Genomic DNA, 26,379 nt, shown 5'->3' with positions numbered 1-26,379 from the left:
ACGCTCAGCCCGGACGGCGCAGCACGGCCTGGACCAGCGCCAGGGCCGCCTCCGGTGTCAGTCCGAGGGCTCTGGTCTCGTCCGCGTACCGCAGCGCGGCAGCGTGGGCGGCGGCCGGAGTCCCGGCCGCCGCCGGGGTGACCAGCGTGCCCGCCCGGCCGTGGGTCTCCACCAGCCCGGCCTGCTCGAGCTCGCGGTAGGCGCGGGCCACCGTGTTGACCGCCAGTCCCAGGTCGGCGGCGAGCCGGCGCACCGGCGGCAGCCGGGTGCCCGCCGGGAGCACCCCCTGCGTGGCCAGCTCCGCGATCCGCAGGCGCACCTGCTCGTACGGCGGCACCGGCGACGCCGGGTCGATCACGATGTCCACGCGCGTTCCCCCGTAGCGTCACAGCAGTCGCGGCGGGGTGTTGCCCGCGGCGACGATGGCCCGGCGCATCGGCACCATCGCCAGCAGAATGCCACCGGCGACGAAGAACACCACCAGCGACACGATCCCGATCCGGTAGCTGCTGGTCAGCTGGAACACCAGGCCGAACGCGAGCGGTCCGAGCCAGCTCGTGCCCTTGTCGCTGATCTCGTAGAAGCCGTAGTACTCGCCCTCGCGGCCGGTGGGGATGAGCTGGCTGAACAGCGAGCGGCTCAGCGCCTGGCTGCCGCCCATCACCAGGCCGATCCCGACGCCGAGCAGCATGAACGGCACCGGCTCGCGCTCCGGCAGCCAGAACGCGCCGAGGATGACCAGCAGCCACAAGGCCAGCGACAGCAGCACGGTACGGCGCGCGCCGATGCTCTCGGCGACCCGGCCCAGCAGCAGCGCCCCGCCGAACGCCAGGAACTGCACGATCAGGATGGTCACGATCAGAGTGGACTGCTCCAGGTGCAGTTCCTCGGTGCCGAACTGGCTGGCCAGGGCGATCACCGTCTGGATGCCGTCGTTGTAGACCAGGTAGGCGACCAGGAAGAACAACGTCAGCGGGTACGCCCGCAGATCGCGCAACGTCCGGGCGAGCTGGCGGAACCCGTCGGTGAGCACGTTGCCGCCCACGCTCGCCGCCGTCGGGTGCTCCCGCAGCCACCGCAACGGCAGCAGGGTGAACGCCGCCCACCACACCCCGGCCGACACGATGCACCAGCGGGCCAGGTCCAGCGTGCGGCGGTCGTCGCCCTCGACGCCGAGCAGCGTCACCACCACCAGGTTCGCCAGCAGCAGCACGCCGCCGCCCAGGTAGCCCAGCGCCCAGCCGCGGCTGGACACCCGGTCACGCTCGTCGGGGCCGGCGAGCCGCGGCAGGAACGAGTTGTAGACGACCACCGAGGCACCGAACGCCACGTTGGCCACGACGAACAGCGCCCCGCCCAGCAGATACCGCTCGCCGGTCACGAACGCCATCGCGATCGTCGCGCCCGCGCCGGTGAACGCGGCCGCGGCCAGCAGCGGCTTCTTGCGCACCGCCCGGTCGGCGACCGCGCCCATGACCGGCAGCACGAACACGGTCAGCAGCACCGACAGCGACACCAGGTAGGGAAAGTACGAGCCCGCGGCGACGCTGATGCCCAGCGGGTACACCCGGCCGTCGCACTCGTCGGCGCCGAGGGCGCACCCGGCGGCCTGCTCGGTGACCGAGGTCAGGAACGGGCCCAGGAACACCGTGATGACGGTGGTCGAGAACGCCGAGTTGGCCCAGTCGTACAGGTACCAGCCGGTGCGTTCACGCCGCGCCACGGGCGCCGCGGTGATGTCGGTCATGGCCGCAGATGATGTCACCTCGAAGGCCCGCGCGGGTATCGCTGGGTCAGCCGTTCACCGACCACCAGCGGGCCAGTGCCGCGGTGGCGGGGTCCTCCGAACCGGCCAGCGCCGCCCACGGGTCCGCTCCCGGCGGCAGGTCCTCGGCCGCGTACGCGGCCAGCTCCTGCGGCGTCACCGGCGGCGTGGCGGCCGCGGCCGCGTCGACCAGGCCCAGGCTGCCCGTGTCGATCCACGGGAACCCGTCGACCGGCTCCGGCAGCGGGCCCACGTCGACCACCGGCGGGAACACGCTCACCGGCGCGTCGCCGTCCCCGCCCGCGTCGGGGTCCGCGCCCACCGGGCCCAGCCCCGGAGCCTCCGCCGTCTCGGCCGCCGGTGCGGGCTGCGGCTCGTACCCGGCGCCCGGCTCGTCGTGGTGCGCCCACCCGGCGTCGTCCTCGTCGTCCGCCGCCACCACGTCGTCGTAGCCGTGGTGCTCCTCGGGGACCAGGTCGTCGTGCCACGGGTCGCTGCCCGCGACCGGTTCGTCGGGCGGGCCCGGATCGTGGTGACCGGGATCGTCGTGGCCGCCGTCGGCAAAGTCCGGCCAGCCGTACTCGTCGCTCATGCGTTCTCCTGACCGATGGGTGCGGACGCGGGCGCCAGGGCACGCGCGCGGGTGAGGACCTCGTCGACCTGCGCCAGCCGGCCGCGGACCTGCTGCAGCTCCGCGGTGGCCCGCGCCCGCCGCCGCGAGCGCCCCGCGGCGTCCTCGGCGGCGGCCGCGTCGATCTCGGCGATGTGGGCGTCGAGCTCGCGCAGCCGGCGCTCGACGGCGTCGTCCACGGCGACGCCGAGCGCGTACTGCAGGTCGGTGAACCGGTGCGAGATCTCGTCCTGCAGGGCGGCGCGGGCCTCGCCCAGCACGTCGCGCAGCCACGCGCGGGCCTGCTGCCGGTCGCTCTGCACCCGCCTGCGGTACAGCACGTAGCCGCCGGCCGCCAGCCCCAGGCCCAGGCCCGCGACCGGGACCAGCAGCCCACCGGCGACCGCGCCGCCCACGCCCAGCACCGACGCGCCGAACATCGCCCCGCGACCGGCCATGAACGCGATGCCGCCGGCCGACAGCGCCACCAGCAGGTTGTCGCCGGAGCCCTCGCGCGGCGGCCCCGCCGCCAGGGTGTGCCGCAGCGTCGCGTTGAGCCGGTCCAGCATCCCGGACAGCTCCTCGTCGTCGAAGACCTGCGCCAGCACCCGCTCGCCCACCTGGCGGAACGTGGCGCGCAGATCCTCCGACAGCCGTACGGCCACCGCCTGCAACTCGGCGTCCACCCGGTCCGGCAGCGCGGCCAGCGCGTCGCCGCGCAGCGTGTCGATGCGCGCCGCGACCTCCTGCTGCAGCGCGGCCACCCGGGTCCGCAACAGGCCCACCACCTCGACCCGGGCCCGCTGCGTCTCGGTGCTCAGCAGCAGCGCCCACTGCCGCTGCTCGGTGCGTTTGCGGGCGGCGAGCGCGCTGCGCTCCTCGCGTACCCGCGCCGTCTGGGCGGGGTCGGCCTCGGCGGCTCGCACGCGCGCCTCGGCGGCCTGCTCCAGGCGGACCAGCTCGGCGCGCGCCGCGCGCAGCACGTTCGCCAGCTGCAGCTGGTGGCCGCGCCCGGCGAGCTCCACCAGGGCGTGTTGCAGCGCGGCGATGTGCGAGGCGTCGACCAGCGCGGCCTGCTCGCCGGCCGGGACGCCCAGGGCCAGCTCGGCCAGGCGCGCCGACACCGGGAACCAGGGCGCGTCGGCGAACCGCGGCGCCCGCGCGCGCAGCAGCACCCGGTTGTCGTCGGCGATGCGCCGCCAGCCCGGGAACGCGTCCACCTTCGTCAGCGCGAACACCACCGTGTCCACCCGCTCGCTCGCCGCGTCGAGGAAGTCGAGCTCCGGCTGCGACAGCGGCGCCGACGCGTCGGCGACGAACAGCAGCGCGGTCGCCCGGTCCACCGCGTCCAGCGCCACCGCCGTGTGCGCGGGATCGAGGCCGCCGACGCCCGGGGTGTCGAGCAGGCTCACGTACTGCAGCAGCGGCGCCGGATGCGTCACCTCGATGCGCCGCGGCGCGCGCGGGCCGCCCCGGCCGGTGGCCCACTCACCCAGCTCCCGCAGCTCCAGGTCGACGGGCTCGCCCAGGCCCGGCACGTACGCGACCGCGCCGGGTGTGGCACCGGGGGAGAAGTGCAGGTAGGCGGCGGTGGCGACGGCGGCGTCGACCGGCGACAGGCCGGGCACCCCGAGCAGCGCGTTGACCAGCGAGCTCTTGCCGCGTTTGGTCTCACCGACCAGCACGATGGACGGGCGGGTCAGCCGGCGGCGGCGCAGCTCGGCCAGCTCGGCGCCCGCGTCGGCGTCGGCGGCGCGCACCGCGGCGAGCGCGTCACGCACCGCGACGTCCAGGGCCTGGGCCAGCTCCCGCGACGCCGTCACGAGCCGGCCGCCTCGGCGTCCCGGCCGCGGGCGGTGTCGCGGATCGACTGCGCCAGCAGGTGGAAGCCGCGGTGGGCGACCTGGGCCACCCGGGCCTGCGCCGGGCCGGCACCGGCCACCGCGTACACCCGCCACCGGCCGGCCGCCTCCACCGCGGCCGCCGCCAGCTCGTCGGCGCCGGCGTACGGCAGGCGCAGCACCGTACGCGCATCGTCGCAGGTGGCCAGCCGGGTCAGCTCCTGCTCCCAGGCCACCGGCAGCTCCACCCGGCCGGTCGCCACCCGCTGCGCCACCTCCAGCAACCGCAGCCGGTGGTACGCCGGCTCGCGCAGCAACCGCTCCGTCGCGTCCCGCAACGCCTCGCTGTCGCGGCGCTCGCTCGTGTGCCCGGCGATGCGCTCCAGCCGCGCCAGCGCCCACCCCGCCTTGATCGCGTCGGCGCGCCAGCGCAGCGAGCGGTCCAGCGTGTCCCGCAGCCGGGGAAAGCCCGAGGCCAGCACCAGGCGCCGCACCAGCTCCCCGGTGCCCAGCTGCGGCTGCGCGGCGAGCTGCGCCAGCGCGAAGCCGACCCCGTACAGATCGAGCAGGCTCAGCAGCCGCTCCCGGCGCTCCGGGCCGACCGGCGCCGGCCGGCTGCGGAACAGGTCCACCGAGGCCAGCAGCACCCGCAGCTCGTCCGCCGGCAGCGCGGCGAGCTCCTTGAGGGCGGCGCAGTCACCGGCCGTGAGCCGGCCCGCCTCCCCGGTCTCGGCGAGCAACCCCACCACCGGCACAACCTGCGACACCGTACGCGCCAGCAGGGCGGCCTGCTGCTCGGCCAGGGGACCGGCCACCGGCCATGGATCCGCCGCCCCGCCGACCAGCGTGTCGACCTTGCCGAACACGCCCAGCGCGTTGATCGGGCTGCTCGCCAGCCGCGCCGACGCCGCCCGGAACGCCTCCAGCGCCCGCACGTCGTCGGCGCGCACCGCCTGCGTGAACACGTAGACCACCGCCTCCGCCGCGGCGACCTCGGACGCCGAATCCGCGTCGATGGCCGCGTCGAACGGCGCGGTGGTGGCACCCAGCTCGGCGGCGGCGCGCGCCGACACCACCGTGTCCGCCGAGGCCAGACCGGGGGTGTCCACCACGGTCAGGTCCCGCAGCTTCTCGCTGGTCAAGGTCACGTCCACGTACGCGACCCGCCCGGCGCCCATCCCGAGCCGCTGCGGGATCATGCCGTCGTCGTCCAGCGGCAGGCTCGCCCGGCTGCCGTCGCGGCCGACCACGTCGACCCGGTCGGCCGTGCCGTACCGGAACCGGGTGACCACCCGCGTACACTCGCCGACGGCCGTCGGGGCGACCCGGCGCCCGATCAACGCGTTGACGAGTGTCGACTTTCCGGCTTTCAGCCGCCCGGCGATCGCCACGCGTAACGGCTCGGCGAGCCGGTCACGAACGTGTCGCACCTGGCCAGCGGCCTCCGGGCCGACCGTGGCAACAATGTCGTCACACAAAGTAGCCACGCGGGCCGACAGCGGTCCCACGGTCATGACTCGTCAGCCGAGCACACATTCGGGGAGAATGTGCAGACCGCGGCCGTCGACGCAGACAAGGCGAGTGACCTTCCCCTCCCGGGCAGGGCGGATCGCCTGCCGCAGCACAGACTACGGACACGGGCACACGCGGGGATCCCGAGTTCGTGCCAACGGACGCTGCCGGGGGGCGCAGCGGGATGGGGGTGTGGGTGTCACAGCAGGACCTGGCCGGCCTCGCCGCCGCCCACCTGCGCCGCCCCGGCCTCGTCGTGCTCACCGGCGCGCCCGGCGCCGGCCGCAGCACCCTGCTGCGCCGCGTCGTGCAAGCCGCCGCCGGCCCGGTCCACGCCGGCGGCGGCCTCGCCATGCTCGCCGGCGTGCCCGCGCTCGCCCTGTCCCGCGCGGTCAAGGCCCGCCTGCCCGCCCACGACGTGCCGCTGCTGGCCGAGGCGGTCCGCTCCCGCGTGCGCACCGGGCTGCTCGTCCTCGACGACCTGCAGTACGCCGACCCCGCCACCCTGGCCGCCCTGCCCCACCTGGCCACCCGCATCCGTGTCGTCGCCGCACTGCGCACCCCGCACCGCCTCCCCGACGCCACCGTGGCCGCCCTGCGCGACGCCGCCACCGCCTGGCTGGACATCCCGCCGCTGCCCGCGGACGACGCCGCCGACCTGGCCCGCCGCACCGCCGGACACCTCGACGACGCCACCGTGGCCGCGGTCGTCGCCCGCGCCGGCGGCAACCCCCTCGCCGTCACCGCCCTCGCCCGCGCGGCCGGCGCCGCCCGCGGCACCCCCGACACCGGCATCGACCAGGTGGCGTACGCGATCGCCACCGCCCTGGCCGACCTGCCGCGCCCCGCCCGCACCGCGCTGGCCGCCCTCGGCCTGCTCGGCCGCCCGGCACCCGCGCCGCTGCTCGGCACCGGGGCGCAGGACCTGCACCACGCCGGGCTCGTGCAGGACACCGGCGACGGCATCGCCCCGGTGTCGGCGTACGTCGCCGAGATCGCCGCCGGGCTGCTCGACGCCGACGCCCGCAACGACCTGCACCGCGCCCTGGCCGCCGCCGTGCCCGACGCGGAGGCGGCCCGGCACCTCGCCGCCGCCGGCGACCACGCGCAGGCCTACCGCAAGGCCCTCGCCGCCGCCGACCACACCACCGGCGGCGACCGCGCCGACCTGCTGCTGTTCGCCTGCGCCCGCCCCGGCGTCACCGTCACCCCCCGGGTCCGCGTCGCCGCCGCCGACGCGCTGCTCACCGCCGGACGCCCGCACGCCGCGGCCACCGTGCTGACCACCCCGGGCCCGCTCGGCGTCGAGGCCGACGTCCTGCGCGGCGAGGCCCTCCTGCAGGCCGGCGACCCCGCCGCGGCCCGGGCGGCCGTCGCCCCCGTACCCGACGCGGCCGCCGCCTCCGTCGTCGCGGCCCGCGACCGGATCCTGCTCCTGGCCGACCTGGCCACCGACCCGGCCGCCGCCGCCGACACCGCGGCGAAGATCGCCGCCCGCCACCCGGACCCGCCACCGGCCGTGGCGGCGGCGCTGGCCGCGGTCCGCGCCGCCCACCGCACACCGGGCTGGGAAGGGGAGCTCGCCGCCGCCGCGTCGGCCGCGACCGACCCGCTCACCGCCCGGTGGAGCGCCTGGCTGCTGGTCGACCACCTCGGCGCCGACGGGCGCCTGGCCGACGCGGCCCAGGCGGCCCGGTCCGCGGCCGCGGCGTGCGGGGCCGCGCTCGCGTACAGCTGGCAGACCCGCTTCCTCGCGGTCGCGGGATGGGCCGAGGTCCTGCAGGGCCACACCCGGCCGGCTTCCGGCGGAGTCGCCGCACCCACCCCGGCGCCGGCTTCCGGCGGAGTCGCCGCGCCCACCCCGGCGTCGGTGGCCGACGACGTCGTGCGGCGCGGCGCCGACCTCGCCGACCGGGCACTGCCACCCGACGCCCGCGCCTACGCCCTCGCGGCGACCGCCCTGGTCGAGGCCGACACCGGGCTGCTCGCCGCCGCCCGGGCCCGGCTCGCCGCACCGCAGGAGCATCCCGTCACCGCCTGGGTGGCCCGCGAGGCCGCCTGGCTCGACGGGCAGCCGGAACGCGCGGCCGCCCCCGCCGACCTGCGCACCGCGGGCCTGCTCGCCGGCCTGCAGCACATCACCGCCCGCTGGGCCGCCTACGACACCGGCGGCCCGGCCCGGCCACCCGCCGGCGCCACCGCACCGGCCATCCCCGCCGGGGTGCCCGACGCCGCCCGCCGCACCCTGACCGCCTGGGCCACCGGCACCGGATTCACCGCGGCCGCCCAGGCCTGGACCGGCACGGCCCGGCGCGAACAGATCCGCTGCCTGCTCGCCGCCGGCCTGCAGGAAACCGACCCCGAACGCGCGGTCGCCGCCCTGCTCGAGGCCGAACAGCTCGCCGACGAGGCAGGTCTGGTGGTCCTCGCCGGCCGGGCCCGCCGCGGTCTGCGCCGCCACCGCGTGCACCGCGACGCCCGCAGCCCCCGCTCCGGCACCAACCTCACCCGCCGCGAGCTGGACGTGCTGCATCTCGTGGCGGCCGGCGAACCGACCCGGCGCATCGCGGGCCAGCTCGGCATCTCCACGGAGACGGTCGACACCCACATCCGCGCGGGCATGCGCAAGCTCGGGGCCCGCACCCGTACGGAGGCGGCGGCCCTGGCCCTGACCCAGCTGGAGTCCGCCCGCCCTTTCGCCGGCGGCTCCGGCTCAGCCGCTTCCCGCGCGCCCGGGCCTGCCGGCGAGCCGGACCGCATTCCGCCGGGGGACCGCTGCGCCGAGCCGGCCTCGTTCCGCGTGCCGGAGCCGGACCCCTTCGCCCCGGGGGACCGCTCCGCCGCGAACGAGCCGGCCGGCCCATGGCTCGCCGACCGTTCCCCGCCGCATGACGGCGGTGCTCCGCGTGACCGCTTCGACCGATCCGACCGTGAGGATGGCCGGTGAGCCGACAGCCTGACGCCCCCCGCCACGTCGTCGCCTCCAGCGCCGACGCCGACACCGTCGTGCGCCGCCTCCTGCGCGACGGCTGGACCGTCCGCGAGGGATACGCCCTGCCCAGCTCCGCCTGGGACGTCGCCCCGGAACGCCTCGTGCTCTACGGGCGCATCGGCGACCGCGACACCCTCAAGCTCGCCGTCCTCGCCGCGGCGCGCGGCGCGGGCATCGTCGCCGTCTGCGACGCCGACAGCCCCACGGGCCGCGCGCTGGTCGACGACCTGAGCCGCCTCGGCACGGTCCAGCTGGGCCCCGGCAACCAGGCCACGCCCGCCGCGGACACCGGCGACGCCCTCGCCGAGCTCATCCCCGAACAGCGCGCCCTGCTCGACCGCCTCGCCGCCGGCGACACCATCGCGGCGGCGGCAGCGGCGGAATTCCTCTCCCTGCGCACCGCGAACCGCCGCATCGCCGAAGCCCGCGCCTTGTTCGGGGTCCGCACCACCCGGGAGGCCGTCCTGGCATACCTGCGCCAGCGCCGCTCGGCCGACTGATGATCTGAGCCCCCAAGCGCGGGACCGGGTAGGCGTCCAGGATCCCGCGCCTGACACCGGGCGGCACGAGCCCCTGACGCCCGTGTTGACACGCCACGATCTCTTATCGATACTCGATGCATCGACCTTCGATAAGGAGTTCTCCTCGTGGCGCCATCCCCTCGCCGCTCTGGCGCCCTGCGCCCGCTGCGGGCCCTGTTGACCTTCACCGTCATCATGAACATCCTGGGCCTGTTCTTCACGGCCATCGACTGGATCAGTGGCGGGCGTAGCCCGATAGAGTTCTACGCACCGTCGGACGCGCTGATCAACCCCGTGCCCGACCCGCTGCAACCAGCCTTCACACCGAAGGTCGACGACGCCGTGGTGGTCACGGTCGCCGACCCCACCCCCGCACAGGCGACGCTGGAAGTCATCGCCGGGGGCCTGGTAGGCACGGTCGCCTGGCTCGTGATAGCCGTCCTGGCCCGCCGGATCGTCACCTCGGCCCTGCGCGCGGATCCGTTCACCGTCTCCACCGCCGACCAGATCCGCCGGCTGGGCATCGTCATCCTCGCCGCCGGTGGCCTCGCAGCACTCATCGGCGTGGCGGCGTCGTACGCGCTGTACCGCAGCGTGTTCCCGTCCTCTTCCTACCTGGGCCCCGGCACCGCGGAGGTCAGCTACCTGTGGCTGCCGTTGGGCCTCGCCGTGCTGGCGTTCGCCGCTGTGGTGCGGCACGGCTGCGCACTACGCGCCGAGCTCGACGAGGTCATCTGATGCCTCCCGAGGAGCAGCACCGCGTCGACATCCACATCGACCGGCTACTGGCCGCCCGCGGCATGACCCTCACCGAGCTCGCCGGGCAGGTCGGCCTCACCCTGGCCAACCTGTCCATCCTCAAGAACGGGCGGGCCCGCGCCATCCGGTTCAGCACCCTGACCGCACTCTGCGACGCGCTCGACTGCCAACCCAGCGACCTGATCACCGTCCGACGCCCGCCACCGGAGTCCACTACCAACGACCGATGACGTCGCGGCCAGCGGGGCGCGGCCAGGGCTTCGCTTTCCGGCGCCGAGGGTCATGGCATCGCCGACGGCGAGGGTCTCCGCGCACGCGGTGTCATCGGCCGTCCTGTGGCGCGCGGTCAGCCTATGCCGCTCGGGTGTGCTCGAGCGGTCAGGTGTCCCCATGCCGCTCGATCGCGCTGGGTCCCTCGGGCGTGCCGTGGCGCTCGGGTGTGCTCGGTGGCGCCGGTGCGCTGTGCCGTTCCGAGCCGGGGGAGACCGTCGCCGGGCGCCGCCGGACGCGGGCCATGTCGACCGGACGGGTGTGGTCCACGACGCGCGGCATCTCCGGCTCGTCCACCCGCAGCGGCGCCAGTGTCTCCGCGATCGCCTGCATGATGCGATCCGTGGCCCGCATCGCCCGGGCCCCCGCGGAACCGGCCAACCCGGAAAGATCCACCGGCTCGCCGAACCGCACCTGCACCACCGGCCGGCGCCACATCGCCCTGAGCACCGAGCGCACCACATCCTTGGGCGCCGTGTACGGCAGCACCGCATGCGAACCCCACTGCGCCACCGGAACGACGTCCGCGCCGGACAGTGCCGCCATCCGGGCCACACCGGTCTTGCCGCGCTCGGGCCACATCCACGGGTCCAGGCCGATGCGGCCCTCCGGATACACGAGCACCACCGACCCGGCCCGCAACGCGGCGGCGGCGTTCGGCAGCGCCTCGGCGACCTGCGCCGTGTGCCGGTCGACCCGCAGATGCCCGCACGCGCGCATCGCCCACCCGGCGATGGGCGCGTCGAACAGCCCCCCGGTCGCCATGAACCGCGGCGCCACCCCGGCGATACTGCACGCGGCGGTCATGATGATCGGATCCACCGGGCTGACATGGTTCGCCGCCAGAATCAACGGCCCGCGCCGCATCCCGGCCGGCACCTGCCCGGACACCCGCAGCCGGCAGATCAGCGGCACGAGCACCCGCGAGAACCGCAGCAGCACCCGCCACAGGACCGGTACCCGCCATGTCGCATCCATCAGGCCGTCATGATCGCACGCCCGCCCGCCGTCCCTGCCGCCCCGCCCTGACCGGCCCTCGCGCCAGGGGAGACGTGCTACCCGATCATGCCTGCGCTCCTCGCGCCCGGGGGTGGCGTGCTATCCGGTCGTGCCGGTGCTCCTCACACCGGGGGAGACCGGCCCATCCGGTCCCGGCTGTACTGTCGTCCCGCCCGAAGCACGGCCCACCTGCGATTCGTCGCGGCAGATTCGGGCGTCCAGGTCTCTCAAGGCCGGAAGCGACGCACGTCCATGGCGTCCCGGTATGGAGGACTGCCGTCAGGCGGGGCCTCAGCGGGGCATCCGGGCGATCACGTCGTCCCAGATGGCTTCGGGCCAGTCGTGGCCCACGCCGGGGTATTCCACGAACTGCGCGCCGGGGATCTGGTCGGCCAGGTCACGACCCGCGCTGGGCTTGAGCATCGGATCGTCGGCGCCCGAGACGACCAGTGTCGGCGCGGTGATACCGGACAGGGGCGGCAGCTTCACGGCGCGGCCGGCGGCGAGGTGCCGCTGGGTCGTGCGCGGATCGTGCGGTGCTCGGCTGTGGCTGAGCGTCGCCGCCTCGCGGACCCACTCCTCGGGGAACGGGTAGCCGGGCGAGGCCTGCGCCCGGTAGATCGCGATCTGGTTGTCGATCTCCTGCTCGGGTGTGGTCGCCTTCGGCAGCTTGCGGAACTGGCGGAAGATGCCGAACTTGAGGTAGCGCAGCATCTGCAACATTCCCGCGGTGGCCGGGCTGCTCATGCAGAGGGTGAGGCCGCGGACCCGCCCGGGGTGCAGCAGCGCCAGGGCCTGGGCGATCGCCGACGCGCCGCCCAGCACGTGCGCGGCGGACCAGCCGAGCGCGTCCATCACCGCCAGCCCGTCGGCGGCCATGTCGGCGATCGTGTAGAGGGGCCGGGAGCGACCGAGCAGCGCCCGCCACGGGCCGCCGTCCGCCGGCTGCGGGTAGTGCGTGGACAGTCCGGTGTCCCGGTTGTCGTAGCGGGCCACGTGGAAACCGGCCTCGACCAGGCGCTCGCAGAACGCGTCGGGCCACCAGGCCATCTGATAGTCCAGCCCGAGGACCAGCAGCAACGGCTCACCGCCCGTGCCGAAGGTCTCGTAGGCGATTCGGACGTCACCGTTGACGGCGTACTCGATGCCCATGCCTGCCTCCCCGGTTTTGTAATGCGATCGCATGATAACCGTGCGCAGGCATCGATAGCAATGCGTTCGCATGAGATACGTTGAGGGCGTGCCGAAGCAGGTCGATCACGAACAGCGCCGCCGCCATCTCGCCGAAGCGGTCTTCGCCGTCATCAGCACGCAAGGGTTCGAGGCGGTGAGCCTGCGCGACGTCGCCGAGCAGGCCGGCGTCTCGATGGGCACCGTGCAGCACTATTTCCCCACCAAGCAGCAGATGCTGTTGTTCGCGCTGTCGCACATGCGCGACCGCGTACTGGCCCGGCTCCAGACCACCGTCGCCGCGCTGCGTGAGCCCACCCGCCGCGATCTCATCCGCGCCGCTACCGCGGTGATGCTCCCGGTCGACCCGGCCGGCCGCGAAGAAGCCTGCGTGAACATCGCCTTCTTCTCCGCCGCGACCGTCACACCGGCGTATGCCGAGCAGCTACGCAACGGATACGGACGCATATTGACCGTGTCGGTCGCCAACTTCCGCGAGGCGTCCCGGCTGGGCGAACTGCGGGACGGAGTCGATCCCGAGGTGGAGGCACCCGCCCTCTACTTCCTCACCCAGGGCCTGGTGGGCCCGATCCTCGTCGGCCTGTACAGCCCGGCCGAGGCACTGGCCCTGATCGATGCCCAGCTCGACCGCCTGTTTCGTGCCGGGACCCACGCCGCCTCCACCGCGGACAAACCTCGGCCGTAGAACCGCCGCTGTTCACCACGCCGTAGTCACCCGGCCCCGGCGATGGCGTCCGGGCGGGCCAAGAACGCGCTCGGGATCAAGCCACTAGCGACCAGCGCGTGGAGCCGAACTTCGCTCGTAGGTGAGGCCCGGACCTGTCCTCATGGCCACGGCACCGACACCAGGGCGCCGACACAGGCAGCGATGCATGGGCACCGACACCTGGGCGTCGACGCGTGCGCATCGACACCAGGGCGTCGACGCGTGCGCACCGACACCAGGGCGGCGACGGCAGGGCAGCGATGCATGGGCGGCGACGTCGGAAGACGTTCGGCAAGCCGAGTCCGCTCACACTCGAGCCGAGCCTGATCACGGTCAGCCGGCCTCACCCAGCTCTCGCAGCCGCGCCTCGACCTCCGCCAGCTCCGCCCGCAACCGCTGCGCCTGCTGCTCCGCCTGGGCACGCTCGGCAGCCATGATCTGCTCCACCGCCTCCTGCACCCCGGGAACGTCGACCAGAGACACCATCCGCAGCGCCTCGGCCGGACGAACGATGTACGGCTTCGCCAGCGCCTTCGACCCCTGGTTGGCCGCCACCGTCCACTCGCCCTCGGCATAGGCGAGGGTGACGGTCAGCTCCGACACCGGTTTCGGCCGCGCCGCCCGGCCGGACGCCTTGCGAGGCGCCGGAGCCCCACCGCCCGAAGCCCGGGGCGCCGGACCCGCGATCCCTGAAGCCCGGGGCGCCGGAGCCGTGATCCCCGAGGCCCGGGGCGCCACAGGGCTACCCCCTGCGCCCCGCCGGCCATCGGACGTCGCCGTAGCCGGCCCCGTTTCCGACGCCCCGGCATCCGGAGCGGCTCCCGAGGAAGACGACGACGTGGACGACGCTCCAGCACCCGGGGAAGGTCGCGGAGCGGAGGGGGACACCGAGGCCGCTGACGGGGGAGCCGAGGACGCCGAGCCGGAAACATGCGACCTCGCCCGTCCGTTCGGCGCACCACCAGCAGACCGCGCCGATCCCGCGCCACCCTCGGGCGCCGGCTTGGACACGCGACGCCCGTCACCCGATGCCCCCGAATCGCCGGAAGCTTCCGTGCCGCCCGGAGCGCCGGAGGCACCGGACCGGCCGCGCCGGGCGGGCACCACCGGCTTGTCGATCACGAACTCCGGCTCCGGCCGTGCCGGAGGGGCGGGCGGCGGGGGAGCCGCCTTCCGCGCCGTCGCTCCCTTCGGCGCCACCTGCAGGTCGGCCGGCGCGAACGGCAGCTCGTCGCGGCCGAACCGCACCACGACCCACTCGTCCGACTCCGCCGGATCGGTCAGCGCCACCACCTGGCCCAGCTGGCCCGCGATCTGACCCGCGGACTCGGTGAACACCACCTTCGGCTTGCGCCCGGCCGCCACCGCGTCCCGAATCACCTGCAGCTCGTCCGCTGAGAGCCCTCGCACCCCGGTCCGTGCCGCCATCGACCCACCCCTCACCGTCGAACGTGTGTTCCAACGTCGCCAGTTCTACCAGGACGGTCCGACAGGAAAGCGGGGGACCCCGGCCGCCGACCGTGTTGGTCGATAATGAACATTATGTAAACCTGAGCGCGAAACGGTCGCAAGGGGTGCGCTCAGAGAGGGCAAATCGGCCGGCGAGCTGAAAGGTGCCCGGCCCGCCGGCACACCACTCCACGGCGCGAAAGATGCCGGCTCGTCCGCAAGATCACGCCCGGGTGCCGGCCCGAGACCAGAAGGCTGCACCCGCGCCGTCACTTGAGTAATCGGCAGGCCGGTCGACACCTGCCTTGCCGAGCGGCGCGGACGTCGGCAGGCCCGACCACGACGTGCTGCGACACCAGCAGGCCGCGACGAGCAGGCACGGCCCACGGCGCGGCCCAGGAGGCGCTGGCTCCAGGCACGGCCCAGGAGGCGCTGGCTGCGACGCCAGCAAAGCGCCTACGCCAGCAGCCACGACGAGCTCGAAGGACGCGAAGGACAGAACCCGACACCCCGCCAGACGGGAGTTTCCTGCATAATATTCCTTATGCAGGATGAACAAGACATTCCGGTCGAAAGCCTGATCGAAGAGTTCCTCGCCGCGCGGGCCGTGCGTAAGCCGTCCGAGCACACCCTCCTCGCCTACCGCCGTGACCTGCACGCCGTCCTGCGCCTGCTCGGCGAGCACGTCACTCTTCGCGACCTCTCCCCCCGTACCCTGCGCGCGGCCTTCGCGACGTTCGCCGCCGGCCGCTCCCCTGCCTCGGTCTACCGCGCCTGGTCGAGCTGGAACTCGTTCTTCGGCTTCCTGGTCGTCGACGGCGTGGTCGCCGGCAATCCGATGCCGGCGGTCGGCAAGCCGCGGATGTCGGTGCCCTCCCCCAAGCCCCTGCGCGGCGAGGACACTCCGGAGCGGCTGCTGGAGGCGGTGAACCGCGCCGACGAGCGGCAGCGGGATCCGTGGCCGGAGCGGGACGTGGCGGTGCTGGCGCTGGCGTTGTGTGCGGGTTTGCGGCTGTCCGAGTTGCTCGCGCTGCGGGCCGGTTCGCTGGTGGGGCGCCCGGGTGAGCGGCGGGTGGAGGTGGCGGGCAAGGGTGGGCGGCCGCGGACGGTGCCGGTCGAGCCGGAGCTGGATGCGGTGGTGGCGCGCTATGTGGAGAGCCGGCGGCTGCGGTTCGGGCGGGTACGCCCGGAGGATCCGTTGCTGGTGGATCGGCGGGGTGCGCCGCTGCGCCGGGGTGGCCTGCAGTATCTGGTGCAGTCGTGTTTCCGGCGGGCGGGGGTGTCGGACCGGGTGCCGCGGGGTGCGCAGTTGCATGCGTTGCGGCACACGTTCGCGACGCGGCTGGCGGAGGACGGGGCGAACGCGTCGGAGATCATGCGGTTGCTGGGGCATGCCTCGTTGACGACGTCGCAGGGGTATATCGAGGTGACGGCGGCGCAGCAGCGGGCGGCGGTGCGGGCCAACCGGACGAACCGGGCGCTGGGGCGCTTGCCGTAGGGCGGTCCCGGGCGCGAGGGGGCGCGCCCGGGACCGGGTGTGTCAGGCGAGGGTGAGGTTGACGTCGACGTTGCCGCGGGTGGCGTTGCTGTACGGGCAGACGTGGTGGGCGGCGTCGAGGAGCTGCCGGGCGGTGGCCTCGTCGATGCCGGGCAGTTCGGCTTCGATGGCGACCGTGAGGCCGAAGCCGCCGGTGCTGTTGGGGCCGATGCCGACGTCGACGGTGATGGCGGTGTCGGTGAGGGTGATCTTCTGCTTGCCCGCGACGAGCTTGAGGGCGCTGTGGAAGCAGGCGGCGTAGCCGGCGGCGAAGAGCTGCTCGGGGTTGGTCTGCTGGCCGCCGGGCCCGCCGAGCTCCTTGGGGACGGCGAGCTCCAGGTCGAGGACGCCGTCGCTGGAGCGGGTGCGTCCGCTGCGGCCGTCTCCGGTGGCGGTGGCGGAGGCGGTGTAGAGGGCCTGCATGAGGGGTCTCCCGTTCAGCTGGGGGTGGTGGCTGCGGCGCCGCGGATGCGGCTGAGCAGGTGTTGCAGGGTGGTGAAGTCCTCGATGGTGAGGTCGAGGGCGCAGGCGAGGCGCTGGGGCAGGTCGGCGACCTGCTGTTCCAGTGCGGTGCCGGCGGGGGTGGCGCTGATCCAGACGACGCGTTCGTCGTCGGTGCCGCGTTCGCGGCGGATGAGTCCCTGGCTTTCGAGGCGTTTGAGCAGGGGTGAGAGGGTGCCGCTGTCGAGGCGCAGGGCGGTGCCGAGGTCGCGGACGGTGATGCGGCCGCGGTGCCAGATGACGCGCAGGGCGACGTACTGGGGGTAGGTGATGCCGTGGGTGTCGAGCGCCGGCCGGTAGAGGCTGGTCATCGCGCGGGAGGCGGCGTACAGCTCGAAGCAGATCATCTGTTCGAGGCCGGTGCTCTGATCCATGCGCTGAACGGTAGTACGCAATTAGGTTGTGCACAATCGAAAGCGGGGTGGCGGTGATCACGTTCGTACGGCTGCCGGTGGCGGCGTTGCGCGCCCTGGTCGCGGAGGACCTGGAGGCGGCGAGCGCGGCGGCGGGCGTGCCGCTGTCGGCGTGGATCCAGGGCGAGAAGTGGCTGTGGGAACTGCGGCTGGGCGACGTCGAGCGGGATCCGGCGGCCGCGGAGTGGGTGGCGCGGGTGGCGGTGGCCGACGGCCGGGTGGTCGGCCACGGGGGCTTCCACGGGCCTCCGGACGGCGAGGGGCGGGTGGAGGTCGGCTACTCGGTCGATCCGGCGTACCGGCGAAGGGGTTTCGCCAGGGCGATGCTCGCGGAGCTGATCCGGCGGGCCGAGGGTGACCCCCGGGTACGGGTGGTCCGGGCGAGCATCCGTCCGGACAATGCGGCGTCGCTGGCGACGATCGCGGGGTTCGGTTTCGCGCGCGTCGGTGAGCAGTGGGACGAGGTGGACGGCCTGGAGACGATCTACGAGCGGGCGGTGTGAAGCGGCGGGTCGAGGTGCACGACCAGCGGGCGGTGGTCCGAGACGGCGGCGGCCGGGGTGCGGATCTGCACCACCCGGCCGAGCCGGGCGGCGCCTCGGGGGTCGGCCAGGACGTGGTCGAGCTGCGCCCGCGGCGCCGGGCTGGGATAGGTGGGCCGGCGGGCGAGGGCGCGCCATCCGGTGAAGGCGCGGACCGGTCCGGCGGGCATGTTGAGGTCGCCGAGCAGGACGCGGGGCGCGGGCAGCGACCGCAGGACGCGCACGGCGGCGCGCAGCTGGCGGATGTTCCAGCCCGGTACGAACGACAGGTGGGTGGTGGCGACGGTCATCGGCCCGGTGGGCGCGTCGAGGACGGCCGCGATCAGGACCCGGGGCTCGTCCTTGAGCAGCAGCAGGCCGCCGTCGGGTCCGGGGGCCCAGACCGGGGAGCGGACCGGGGCGGCGGGCAGCTGGGTGATCTGCCAGCGGGCCACCGGGTAGCGGCTGATCAGGGCGATGCCGTAGAGCGGGTGGACGTTGTCGTCCTCGCAGCGCCAGGGTTGCCAGGTCTCCCCCGGCGTGCCGGCGATGGCGGCGGCGAAGCGGTGGGCGCTCGCGCCGAGGGCCTCGGCGGCGATGGCGGTGAGGTCGAGGTGGCCGCTGCGGGGCTGGGCACGGTCGACCTCCTGCAGGCCGAGGACGTCGGCGTCGAGGTCGGCGACGGCGGCGGCGACGCGGTCGGCGTGTACGTTGCCGTCGGAGAGGGACCTGCCGTGCAGCAGGTTGAAGGTGGCCAGGCGCACGGATCAAGAGTACGGAGGTGAGCTCGTGTTCAAGGCGGTGTGCTGCTCGGCGACGGTGTTCGTGCTGATCGGGCTGGTGGCGATCTGGTTGCGCCGCCGCCGGGGCTGATCTTGCTCCAGAATGGGCGGATGACCGACGAGGATCTGATCGACCGGCTCGAGGAGCAGGAGCGGCGCCTGACGTTCGACCGTTTCGACAACGCGGACGCGTGGCATCTGGGCAGCCTGCTGGTCGATCTGGCCACCGGCCGTGACCTGCCGGTGGCGATCGACATCCGGCGCGGTGCCCAGCAGCTGTTCCATGCGGCGCTGCCGGGCAGCACGGCGGACAACGATCATTGGATCGCCCGCAAGGTACGGGTGGTGGAACGGTTCGCGGCGTCGTCGTACCTGGTGGGCCGGCGGCTGGCGGCCAAGGGCGACGCCCTGGACGCGAAGTACGGGGTGGACCCGGCCGACTATGCGGCGCACGGCGGGGCTTTCCCCGTTCGCGTGGACGGTGTGGGGGTGGTCGGCGTGGTGACGGTGTCGGGTTTGCCGCAGGCCGACGACCACGCGCTGGTGGTCGAGGCGATCGAGACCTATCTGGCGGACTGAAGCGCCGCCTCGACCGCGGCCTTGTCGAGGCCGAGGCCGCCGAGCACGCCGCCGCCGTGGGCCTCCTCGAGCATGGCGAGCAGGAGGTGGCCGGTGTCGACGCTGTCGTCGCCGAGGCGCAGGGCCTCGCGGAAGGTGAGCTCGAGCACCTTGCGGGAGCGGGCGTCGAACGGGATCAGCTCGGGCAGGGTGCCGCCGGGGGCCTCGGGCAGCTCGGCGTGGGCGGCCTCGCGGACGGTGCCGAAGTCGCCGAGCGCGGCGTGTGCGGTGGCGCCGGGCACGTCGAGCAGCCCGAGCAGCAGGTGGGCGGGGTGGATCTCCGGGTGGCCGGTGGCGCGGGCGGCGGTCATCGCGCCGACGACGGTGGCGCGGGCGTCGTCGGTGAAGCGGCTGAAGCCCTGCGAGGGGTCGAGGTCGGCCTTGGGGACGAAGCGTTTCTGGGCGGCCTGCTTGGAGACGCCCATGCTGCGGCCGATGTCGGTCCAGGAGGCGCCGGAGCGGCGGGCCTGGTCGACGAAGTGGCCGATGAGGTGGTCGGCGAGCTCGCCGAGGTGGTCGGCGAGCAGGACCGCGTCGGAGAGCCGGTCGAGCGGGGCGTCGGGGCGGTTGGCGGTGATGGTGTGGATGAGGTCGTCGAGCCGGACCGGCGGCGAGAGCTGCGTCATACCGTCAACTCTAGGTTGACGATGCGGGCAGCGTCAACGACCGGTTGACGCGTACGCTCCGGGCTCATGGAGAACGACGGGCTCACCCTGCGCCCCTGGCGCGACAGCGACGCGGCGGCCCTGATCGCCGTGGCCACCGATGCGGAGCTGCGCCGCTGGACGTCGCTGCGGGTGTCCGACGAGGCCACGGCGGGCGCCTGGCTGCAGGCTCAGCACGAGGGCTGGGCGGCCGGCACCCGCTACGCCTTCGCGGTGCTCGACGGGCGGCGGCTGCTGGGGCACGCCGTGCTGAAACAGCCCGGCGGGGAGGTCGGCTACTGGACGGCCGCGGCGGCCCGCGGGCAGGGTGTCGCCTCAGCCGCGCTGACGACCCTCACCGGCTGGGCGTTCGCCGAGTTTCCCGAGCTGGCCGAGCTGCGGCTGCTCCACCAGGTCGGCAACGCCGGCTCCTGCCGGGTCGCGGTCAAGACCGGCTACGCGTACGCGCAGACGTACGCCGCCGAGCACCCGTTCCCGTACGACGCGCACCTGCACCTGCGGCCGCGCTAGCGGGCGGCCTCGCGGCGGCCGCGCTTGCCCAGCGGCGTCTGCGACATGTCGACGGCCTGCGCGGTGAGGTTCTTGTACGCGTACCCGTGCGAGGTCAGCCACCGCACCGCCGCGGCCTCGGCGCGGGCCGCCACCGCCGGGATGTCGCGCTCGTCGTCGACGGTGCCGGCGAAGCGGAACGTGAAGAAGGGGCGGGCCGCGATGTCGTAGGTCAGCGAGCCCTCGGCCGTGAACGCGGCGAACGCGACGTCGTGCGCGGCGGCGTCGACCAGCAGGGCGGCACGCTGCTCGGCGCTCAGGTCGGCGAACGCGCCGCGTACGGTGACTCGGATGGTGCGTGATCCCATGGCCCGACCGTAGTGGCGGCCGGCGGACGACCACCATCGGTTTTCTGCGCCCGGAACGAGCCACGGATGGCGGATTTCGGGCCCGGGGGTGTGTATCGGTGTGCCGGCTCCCCGGGACGCAGACCATTCTGGGGTGGCGACGCCCCACGGTGCGAAGGAGAGAGCATGCAGGCAGCGGCCGTTGTGGAGGGTCTCGGTGCAGTGTTACCGACGCGTACTGTACCCAACGCGGAGCTGGAAGCGGAACTGGGTGTCACCGACGAGTGGATCCGCCGGCGCACCGGCATCGCCCGGCGCCACGTCGTCGACCCCGGCACCACCACCGCCGACCTGGCCAGCACGGCGGCCCGCAACGCCCTGAAGTCCGCCGGCACGGACAGCGCCGACGCGGTCGTGGTGGCCACCACCACCCCGGACCGGCTCAGCCCGGCGACCGCCCCCGAGGTCGCCTGGCGCGCCGGCGTCGCCCCGGCGGCCGCGTTCGACCTCGCCGCCGTGTGCAGCGGATTCGTCTACGGGCTGGCGACCTGCGCCGGGCTGATCACGGCGGGCATCGCGCAGCGGGTGCTGCTCGTGGGCGCGGAGACCAACTCGTACTTCCTGCGCCGCACGCCGCAGGACCGCGGGCCGGCGATCCTGTTCGGCGACGGTGCGGGCGCCGTGGTGCTGCGCGCCGGCAGCCCCGGCGAGCCGGGCGCCGTCGGCCCGTTCGACCTGGGCAGCGACGGCGGCCACGCCGACCTGATCCGGATCGAGTCGGGCGGCAGCCGGCAGCGGGCCCGCAGCGCCGCGGGCTGCCCGCCGAGCGGCGACGACGCGTACGACGACCTCTACTGGGCGGTGTCCGGACAGGAGGTCTACCGGCGGGCGGTGATCCACATGACCCGCTCGTCGCTGCGCGTGCTGGACGCGGCGGGCGTCGCGGTCGCCGATGTCGACCGGTTCGTGGCGCACCAGGCCAACCAGCGCATCCTCGACCGGGTCGCCGAGGAGGTCGGGGTCGGCGAGCAACGCCGGCTCGGCAACGTCGCGAGCGTGGGCAACACCGGCGCCGCGTCGATCCCGCTGGCGCTGGCCGACGCGGTCCGCGACGGTTCGCTGGCCGCCGGCCACCGCCTGCTGATGACCTCCTTCGGCGGCGGCCTGACCTGGGGGTCGACGTTGCTGACCTGGCCCGGCGTGGAGGCGGTGCTCACCGAGCAGTAGGCCGGCGCGCCCCGGGACCGAACGCGGTCAGGAACTTGTCCCGGAACGCGTCCATCCGCCACACCGGTGCCTGCGGGGCGGGCTCGAGCCCCTCGGTCCAGCCCCACCCGGAGATCCGGTCCAGCACCGTACGGTCGTGCGCCACGACGGTCACCGGCACGTCGTGGCTGGCCCGGTTGCCCACCACGATCGGGGCCGGCTGGTGGTCGCCGAGCAGCACCAGCACGAGATCGTCGTCGCCGTACTCGCGGATCCAGGACACCACGCTGCCGATCGAGTACGCGATCGACGCGGCGTACTCGGTGCGTACCTGCGCGGGGCTCTTCCACACCTCGCCGGCCTCCCGGCCCCGCGCGTGCTGCTCGCGGTAGAGCGCGCCGTCGCCGATCTCGTCCCAGCCGACCAGGGACGGGATCGGCGCCCACGGCGTGTGGCTGGACACCAGCGTGATCTCGGCCATCAGCGGTGCGCGTCCCGGGCGGGCGTACTCGCTGTCGGTGAACGCCTTCAGGGTGAACTGGTCCGGCACCGGCGCCCAGCCGAACGACGGCCCCGCATAGCCCAGGGTGCGCGAGTCGTAGAGCCGGTCGAAGCCGTAGAACCGGCTCTCGGGCCAGTCGAACGTGATGCCCGGCTCGACCCCGACGGTGCGCCAGGCACCCGCCTTTCCGAACGCGCCGGTCAGGGTGAGCCGGTCCCCCGAGACCAGGTCCCGGTAGCGCTGCTCGTTGTCGATCCACACCCCGGAGTGCAGGGTCGCGTGCGCCAGCCAGCTGCCGCCGCTCGTGGTCGGCGAGGTCAGGAAGCCGCTGCGGGCGGCGTACCCGGCGGCGGCCAGCCGCGCCGTGCCGGCCGCCAGCACCGGGTCGACCTGGCGGCTCAGCCGGGGATCCTCGATCGCCGACCGGCCGTAGCTCTCCACGAACGCGAAGATCACATCCTTGCCGCGCAGCCCGGTGAGCAGCGCGTCCGGCGGCGTGTCCCGGAACGCGTCGGTGGCCGCCTCCGCGGTGAACTGCTTGCGGTCGTGGACCGCGGCGGGCACCCGCAGCACCTGCTCGCGCGCCAGCACGGCGGCGCTGTCGGAGGCGACGTACAGCCCCGGCACCAGGGACGTGCCCAGCAGCGCCAGCGCCAGCCACGCCACCGTGGCGACGCCCACGCCCGCGCGGGCCACCCCGTCGTGCCGGGCCGCGACCGCGGCCAGCCGCCGTACGGCGAACACCATGCCGGTCGGCAGGCCGGCGGCCAGCAGCACGGCCCCGGCGGCCGCGCCGACGGCCCCCGCGGTGCCGAACGAGTCGCGGACGAAGCGGTACGCGTCGGCGAACAGCGGCCAGTCCAGCACCGGGTCGAAGGGCCGGTCCAGCACGGTGAGGAACCCCACGTCGATGATCTTCACGACGGTGAGCACCCCCAGCGACCCACCGATCACGCTCGCGGTGACCACCCGCGCCCGCGCCGGCAGCACGACCAGCACGGCGGCGGCGAGCAGCGCCTCCACGGGCAGCCGCACCAGAGCGGCCCAGGGCGAGGCACCGGCGGGCAGCCGGGTGATCTGCTCGGGAACCACCAGGGCGAGGAAGACGACCAGCGCGCAGAGGCCGGTGACGGCCCCCGCGGCGATGCGGCGCGGACGAGACAAGACAGGCGATCCTTCAACACGCGAGGGCGACGTACCTGCGGCCAAGCCTATGCGCACGCCCCGCAGGGCGTCCTGGCCGGCGGGTGGTCGCCGCGCGGTGCCGACGGATCGCCGTCAGCAACCCCTGCTGTCCGCGATGGTGACGGCGATGTCGTCCAGCGTCCGATACGTCGCCGGCAGCCGGACGTAGTTGCGCTGCTCCGCGAAGGCGCGCACGTACTCGTCCGTGGCGTCGCCCTCCGTACCGATGATCAGCATGTGGAAGGTGTTTCCCTTGTCGGCCGGCCGGCCGATCTGCTGGGATTCGAGATCCCAGTCGCCGGAGCCGCGGGACGTCGGGATGATCTTGCGGGTGAGGTAGTACAGGTCTCCCGTGCCCGGCCCCTTCACCAGCAGCCAGGCGGCCCGGCCCGGGGTGAGCCCGGACACGGTGCCCCGCACCGGGGTGCAGAGCGGAACGTCGTTGCCGTCCCTGGGCACGGAGAAGGACGCCGTCAGGCCGGTGGGCGCCGGCTTCGTGAGCGCCGACGGCGCGGGCACCACGGGCTGCGGCGACCCGGAGACGGTCGGCGCGGGCGGAACCGGGTCGTCGGCCGAGCAGCTCCACACCGAGCACCACGCGTGCTCGACGTCGTCGACGGTGATGTCGCCGAGATCGCGGACGAAGGAAAGAACCGCGAACACGCCGCCGAGGACGCCGGCGGCGGCCACCACCGTCGCCACGGCCCGCGCGCGGCGAGAGCGCCCCGGCGCGGCAGCGTCCGCCCCGGGGCGCTCTTCGGTCTCCTGTACCACCACAGTGTCCTCCATAGGGCTCGATCTGCGGAGGGTACGAGTCGGCATGGACGTCGAGTTCAATCGATGTCCACCCATGAGAACTTCAGGCGGAAGGGTGAATGATCACGACCGGGATTTCTCGTTCGGTGGCCTCCTGGTAGTCCCGGTAGGACATCGACGTGGTCGTCAGCCGCCACAGCCGCGGCCGCGGCCGCTCCCCGCGCGGTGGCGGGTCGCGCCCGGGCGGGCAGGGTCACGCCGCCGACCTGCACGACGACATCCGGCTCGGCCACGAGATCGAGAAACCAGGGGGGTGCCGGTCGGCGCCGGTGGCCGGCGCCGCGACGATGAAGCGGTCGCCGTCGGCTGTGAGCCGTCACCCATGACGCGCCCGCGCGAGGCGAGGCGGGCGGCACCGCCGGTAGCCTGGCGACGAGCCGGGCAGCGGGGGTGGACGATGATCAGGATCGGAATCGACGACGCCGCGCTGGGCACCACCGTACTGACGACCAGTCCACTGAGGGAGCTGGTGTCCAGCCTGTTCCTGCTGTGCGCGGAGGTGCCGTGGCCGTACGACAGGTGGGCCGTCGAGGCCCGGCGGACACTGCGGCACGACGATCGCACCCTGCCGCTGAACGTCTTCCCCGAACTGGATCGCGGCTTCCCCTGCTTCCTCGGCCTGCCACCACGACCCGGCGTCAACACGCTCAGCGACGAGCTGGCCCGGCTCCGGGCGATCCCCGCCCAGGAAGTCCACGAACAGCTGGACCACTACTACGGCGACCAGGTCCCCGACCACCTGAAGCCGTACCGGCGCGACCCCCGGCTGGCCCTGCACCGCCTGGCCGACGCCTTCGCCGCGTACTGGCAAGGCGCCATGAAGCCGATCTGGCCGACCGTCCAGGCGCTGACCGACGGCGAAGTGCTGCGCCGCGCGAAGGCGATGGCGCAGACCGGCGCGGACGCGCTGTTCGAGGACCTGCACTCGCGGATCCGCTGGCGCAAACCGGTGCTGGAGCTGACCAAACGGCTGGACCTGGAGTTCGCCGCCGGGGAACGCCGGCTGCAACTCGTCCCGCAGGTCTTCGCGGCCGACTGGATCCTCATCGGCGAGTACGACCCGGACCTGTTCACCCTGCCCTTCCAGGTGCGCGGCGCCGCCGCGCTGGCCGAGACACGCGCCGCTGCGCCCGGCGGCGACGAGCGCCTGGACCTGCTGCTCGGCCGCGGCCGCGCGGCGGTGCTGCGCCAGCTGAGCGAACCGGCGACCACCCAGGAGCTCGCGGCACGCCTGGCCGCGGCCCCCAGCACCATCTCGGAACATCTGTCGGTGCTCGTGACGACCGAGGTCGTCAGCCGCCAGCGCGTCGGCCGCCGCGTCTTCTACCATCTGACCGACTCGGGCCGCGGCCTGCTCGGCCTGCTCGACAGGTCCGCCGTCCGCACGCACGTCGCCTGACGCCGGCAACGATTCGGTCAGGACCGAATTGATCGCGCGCCCGGCCCGGGCCCTCCTAGCGTGTCCGCATGCGAATCTTCCGAACCGCACGAGCCCGCCCCTGCTGGCGAAGGCCCCAGCCACCCCGGCGCTGGCACCGGTCGTACCCGCCCGAGGACCCGGAGACCTGGAAGCTGATCGACCGGGAGCTGGCGCGCCTGCGGTAACGCCCACGGCACACCGGCGAGGCCGGGGCCGGCACGGGGCGGCACCCGGCACGCTGAGCGGTCCTCCCGCGGGAGGACCGCTCAGCCAGGCCGTCTCGTGGGACTACCCGGTCGCCTCGCGCAGCGGCCGCCAGGCGCAGGCGGCCACGGCCGCCATGACCACCGCGCCGCCGCGAAGGTCAGCGCGTCCAGGCCGAACGGTACGGCCGCCGAGACGACGAACAACCACGCGCCCAACAGGGCGAACAGCAGCCACGGCAGCTGCTGGGCGAAGACGGCACCGGCGATCGCGGCCGGATCGTCGGTGACCGACGCGACCAGCAGCGGGCCGGCGGCCATGGTGACACCGTCACCGAGGTTCGACACCGCCGAGGCGGTCCACAGTCGGGTGAAGTCCGCGCCGAGACGCGCGGATACAAGGGCACGCAAAAGAGCTCCTCGAGCCAAGGAAGGAAACGGTCGTCCGGGACCGTTCCGCGGCGAGGAGCACGCACCGCCGGAAGAAGCCGGCGGCGAACCGGGTCAGCGCGCGGTGTGCTCTCGCAGCGAAACGGGGACCGTCACCAGGCCGAGGCGC

The 26,379-nt window shown here is 74.3% G+C and carries 26 protein-coding genes and 4 pseudogenes; 12 read left to right on the top strand and 18 right to left on the bottom strand.

Annotated features, from left to right (window positions below; translation table 11 throughout):
- Window positions 1–4: 4 nt before the first annotated feature.
- Genes IEY99_RS16250 through IEY99_RS16230 form a run of 5 tightly spaced genes read right to left on the bottom strand, consistent with a single transcriptional unit; the run spans window position 5 to window position 5,646 of the window.
- On the bottom strand, window positions 5–367 hold the full coding sequence (locus tag IEY99_RS16250) for a GntR family transcriptional regulator (protein ID WP_189204033.1): 363 nt from the start codon (window positions 365–367) through the stop codon (window positions 5–7).
- Window positions 368–385: 18 nt separating this feature from the next.
- The gene (locus IEY99_RS16245; RefSeq protein WP_189204031.1) at window positions 386–1,747 is read right to left on the bottom strand and encodes an MFS transporter; all 1,362 of its coding nucleotides are present in this window, start codon (window positions 1,745–1,747) and stop codon (window positions 386–388) included.
- 46 nt (window positions 1,748–1,793) lie between these two features.
- Window positions 1,794–2,357: a hypothetical protein gene (locus IEY99_RS16240; RefSeq protein ID WP_189204028.1), complete on the bottom strand. Its 564-nt coding sequence runs from the start codon at window positions 2,355–2,357 to the stop codon at window positions 1,794–1,796.
- On the bottom strand, window positions 2,354–4,198 hold the full coding sequence (locus IEY99_RS16235; RefSeq protein WP_189204027.1) for a dynamin family protein: 1,845 nt from the start codon (window positions 4,196–4,198) through the stop codon (window positions 2,354–2,356). The genes IEY99_RS16240 and IEY99_RS16235 overlap by 4 nt, the downstream gene beginning before the upstream one ends.
- Complete coding sequence (locus IEY99_RS16230; RefSeq protein ID WP_229798771.1) at window positions 4,195–5,646, bottom strand: dynamin family protein; 1,452 nt, start codon at window positions 5,644–5,646, stop codon at window positions 4,195–4,197. The genes IEY99_RS16235 and IEY99_RS16230 overlap by 4 nt, the downstream gene beginning before the upstream one ends.
- A 278-nt stretch (window positions 5,647–5,924) precedes the next feature.
- Here IEY99_RS16230 and IEY99_RS16225 point away from each other — a divergent pair, with 278 nt between their 5' ends.
- The 4 genes from IEY99_RS16225 (at window position 5,925) to IEY99_RS16210 (ending at window position 10,230) form a co-directional block, all read left to right on the top strand.
- A complete protein-coding gene (locus tag IEY99_RS16225) occupies window positions 5,925–8,675 on the top strand; it encodes a LuxR C-terminal-related transcriptional regulator (protein WP_229798770.1) in 2,751 nt (916 codons plus the stop codon).
- Entirely contained in the window at window positions 8,672–9,220 is a 549-nt protein-coding gene (locus IEY99_RS16220; protein ID WP_189204023.1) for a LuxR family transcriptional regulator, read from the top strand. Before IEY99_RS16225 ends, IEY99_RS16220 begins: the two co-directional genes overlap by 4 nt.
- A 147-nt stretch (window positions 9,221–9,367) precedes the next feature.
- Window positions 9,368–9,979, top strand: coding sequence for a DUF2975 domain-containing protein (locus IEY99_RS16215; protein ID WP_189204021.1), 612 nt, complete (start codon window positions 9,368–9,370; stop codon window positions 9,977–9,979).
- Window positions 9,979–10,230: a helix-turn-helix domain-containing protein gene (locus IEY99_RS16210; RefSeq protein ID WP_229798768.1), complete on the top strand. Its 252-nt coding sequence runs from the start codon at window positions 9,979–9,981 to the stop codon at window positions 10,228–10,230. Before IEY99_RS16215 ends, IEY99_RS16210 begins: the two co-directional genes overlap by 1 nt.
- Before the next feature lie 148 nt (window positions 10,231–10,378).
- Here the strand turns inward: IEY99_RS16210 and IEY99_RS16205 are convergent, their stop codons facing one another.
- On the bottom strand, window positions 10,379–11,248 hold the full coding sequence (locus IEY99_RS16205; RefSeq protein ID WP_189204018.1) for a lysophospholipid acyltransferase family protein: 870 nt from the start codon (window positions 11,246–11,248) through the stop codon (window positions 10,379–10,381).
- A 312-nt stretch (window positions 11,249–11,560) separates the two neighbouring features.
- Window positions 11,561–12,421: an alpha/beta fold hydrolase gene (locus tag IEY99_RS16200; RefSeq protein ID WP_189204016.1), complete on the bottom strand. Its 861-nt coding sequence runs from the start codon at window positions 12,419–12,421 to the stop codon at window positions 11,561–11,563.
- An 88-nt stretch (window positions 12,422–12,509) separates the two neighbouring features.
- Here IEY99_RS16200 and IEY99_RS16195 point away from each other — a divergent pair, with 88 nt between their 5' ends.
- Entirely contained in the window at window positions 12,510–13,145 is a 636-nt protein-coding gene (locus IEY99_RS16195) for a TetR/AcrR family transcriptional regulator (RefSeq protein ID WP_189204014.1), read from the top strand.
- Window positions 13,146–13,499: 354 nt separating this feature from the next.
- On the opposite strand, the pseudogene IEY99_RS16190 reads toward IEY99_RS16195, so the two are convergent.
- Window positions 13,500–13,925 (bottom strand): annotated as a pseudogene (locus tag IEY99_RS16190) (hypothetical protein); the annotation flags it as partial.
- A gap of 327 nt (window positions 13,926–14,252) precedes the next feature.
- Window positions 14,253–14,594: pseudogene (locus IEY99_RS35365) on the bottom strand (hypothetical protein); the annotation flags it as partial.
- 565 nt (window positions 14,595–15,159) lie between these two features.
- Here IEY99_RS35365 and IEY99_RS16180 point away from each other — a divergent pair.
- Window positions 15,160–16,113, top strand: coding sequence for a tyrosine-type recombinase/integrase (locus IEY99_RS16180; RefSeq protein WP_189204012.1), 954 nt, complete (start codon window positions 15,160–15,162; stop codon window positions 16,111–16,113).
- 42 nt (window positions 16,114–16,155) lie between these two features.
- On the opposite strand, the gene IEY99_RS16175 is transcribed toward IEY99_RS16180, so the two are convergent.
- Together IEY99_RS16175 and IEY99_RS16170 are read right to left on the bottom strand one after the other, a co-directional pair.
- The gene (locus IEY99_RS16175; protein WP_189204010.1) at window positions 16,156–16,575 is read right to left on the bottom strand and encodes an organic hydroperoxide resistance protein; all 420 of its coding nucleotides are present in this window, start codon (window positions 16,573–16,575) and stop codon (window positions 16,156–16,158) included.
- A gap of 14 nt (window positions 16,576–16,589) precedes the next feature.
- Window positions 16,590–17,027 (bottom strand): MarR family winged helix-turn-helix transcriptional regulator, encoded by a 438-nt coding sequence (locus IEY99_RS16170; protein ID WP_189204008.1) that lies wholly within the window; start codon window positions 17,025–17,027, stop codon window positions 16,590–16,592.
- A gap of 47 nt (window positions 17,028–17,074) precedes the next feature.
- Between IEY99_RS16170 and IEY99_RS16165 the strand changes: the two genes are divergently transcribed.
- Window positions 17,075–17,569 (top strand): GNAT family N-acetyltransferase, encoded by a 495-nt coding sequence (locus IEY99_RS16165; RefSeq protein WP_189204803.1) that lies wholly within the window; start codon window positions 17,075–17,077, stop codon window positions 17,567–17,569.
- On the opposite strand, the gene IEY99_RS16160 is transcribed toward IEY99_RS16165, so the two are convergent.
- Window positions 17,551–18,351 (bottom strand): endonuclease/exonuclease/phosphatase family protein, encoded by an 801-nt coding sequence (locus IEY99_RS16160; protein WP_189204006.1) that lies wholly within the window; start codon window positions 18,349–18,351, stop codon window positions 17,551–17,553. The two genes, IEY99_RS16165 and IEY99_RS16160, sit on opposite strands and share 19 nt — an antisense overlap.
- A 39-nt stretch (window positions 18,352–18,390) precedes the next feature.
- Between IEY99_RS16160 and IEY99_RS16155 the strand changes: the two genes are divergently transcribed.
- Window positions 18,391–18,948: a heme-degrading domain-containing protein gene (locus tag IEY99_RS16155; RefSeq protein WP_229798766.1), complete on the top strand. Its 558-nt coding sequence runs from the start codon at window positions 18,391–18,393 to the stop codon at window positions 18,946–18,948.
- Here IEY99_RS16155 and IEY99_RS16150 read toward each other — a convergent pair.
- Window positions 18,933–19,613, bottom strand: coding sequence for a Clp protease N-terminal domain-containing protein (locus tag IEY99_RS16150; protein ID WP_189204004.1), 681 nt, complete (start codon window positions 19,611–19,613; stop codon window positions 18,933–18,935). The genes IEY99_RS16155 and IEY99_RS16150 overlap by 16 nt on opposite strands.
- Window positions 19,614–19,679: 66 nt before the next feature.
- On the opposite strand from IEY99_RS16150, the gene IEY99_RS16145 reads away from it, so the two are divergent.
- Complete coding sequence (locus IEY99_RS16145; RefSeq protein WP_189204002.1) at window positions 19,680–20,162, top strand: GNAT family N-acetyltransferase; 483 nt, start codon at window positions 19,680–19,682, stop codon at window positions 20,160–20,162.
- Here IEY99_RS16145 and IEY99_RS16140 read toward each other — a convergent pair.
- Window positions 20,159–20,509 (bottom strand): DUF6204 family protein, encoded by a 351-nt coding sequence (locus tag IEY99_RS16140; RefSeq protein ID WP_189204000.1) that lies wholly within the window; start codon window positions 20,507–20,509, stop codon window positions 20,159–20,161. The genes IEY99_RS16145 and IEY99_RS16140 overlap by 4 nt on opposite strands.
- 165 nt (window positions 20,510–20,674) lie before the next feature.
- Between IEY99_RS16140 and IEY99_RS16135 the strand changes: the two genes are divergently transcribed.
- Window positions 20,675–21,715 carry a beta-ketoacyl-ACP synthase 3 gene (locus IEY99_RS16135; RefSeq protein WP_189203998.1) on the top strand — a complete coding sequence of 347 codons (1,041 nt, stop codon included), beginning with the start codon at window positions 20,675–20,677 and terminating at the stop codon, window positions 21,713–21,715.
- On the opposite strand, the gene IEY99_RS16130 is transcribed toward IEY99_RS16135, so the two are convergent.
- The 3 genes and pseudogenes from IEY99_RS16130 to IEY99_RS35265 all read right to left on the bottom strand — a co-directional run.
- The gene (locus tag IEY99_RS16130) at window positions 21,702–23,360 is read right to left on the bottom strand and encodes an alkaline phosphatase family protein (RefSeq protein WP_189203996.1); all 1,659 of its coding nucleotides are present in this window, start codon (window positions 23,358–23,360) and stop codon (window positions 21,702–21,704) included. The two genes, IEY99_RS16135 and IEY99_RS16130, sit on opposite strands and share 14 nt — an antisense overlap.
- 114 nt (window positions 23,361–23,474) lie before the next feature.
- Entirely contained in the window at window positions 23,475–24,158 is a 684-nt protein-coding gene (locus IEY99_RS16125; protein WP_189203994.1) for a hypothetical protein, read from the bottom strand.
- A gap of 82 nt (window positions 24,159–24,240) precedes the next feature.
- Window positions 24,241–24,339 (bottom strand): annotated as a pseudogene (locus tag IEY99_RS35265) (nitroreductase/quinone reductase family protein); the annotation flags it as partial.
- 255 nt (window positions 24,340–24,594) lie between these two features.
- Here IEY99_RS35265 and IEY99_RS16115 point away from each other — a divergent pair.
- Window positions 24,595–25,596: an ArsR/SmtB family transcription factor gene (locus IEY99_RS16115; RefSeq protein WP_189203993.1), complete on the top strand. Its 1,002-nt coding sequence runs from the start codon at window positions 24,595–24,597 to the stop codon at window positions 25,594–25,596.
- 68 nt (window positions 25,597–25,664) lie between these two features.
- Window positions 25,665–25,802 carry a hypothetical protein gene (locus IEY99_RS16110; RefSeq protein WP_189203991.1) on the top strand — a complete coding sequence of 46 codons (138 nt, stop codon included), beginning with the start codon at window positions 25,665–25,667 and terminating at the stop codon, window positions 25,800–25,802.
- 227 nt (window positions 25,803–26,029) lie between these two features.
- On the opposite strand, the pseudogene IEY99_RS16105 reads toward IEY99_RS16110, so the two are convergent.
- Window positions 26,030–26,231, bottom strand: a pseudogene (locus IEY99_RS16105) (MFS transporter); the annotation flags it as partial.
- Window positions 26,232–26,379: the final 148 nt, after the last annotated feature.

Source organism: Couchioplanes azureus, assembly GCF_014648355.1.
Lineage (GTDB): Bacteria > Actinomycetota > Actinomycetes > Mycobacteriales > Micromonosporaceae > Actinoplanes > Actinoplanes azureus.
Note: the sequence above shows the minus strand (reverse complement) of the source record. Positions and strands in the feature narration are given on the sequence as shown.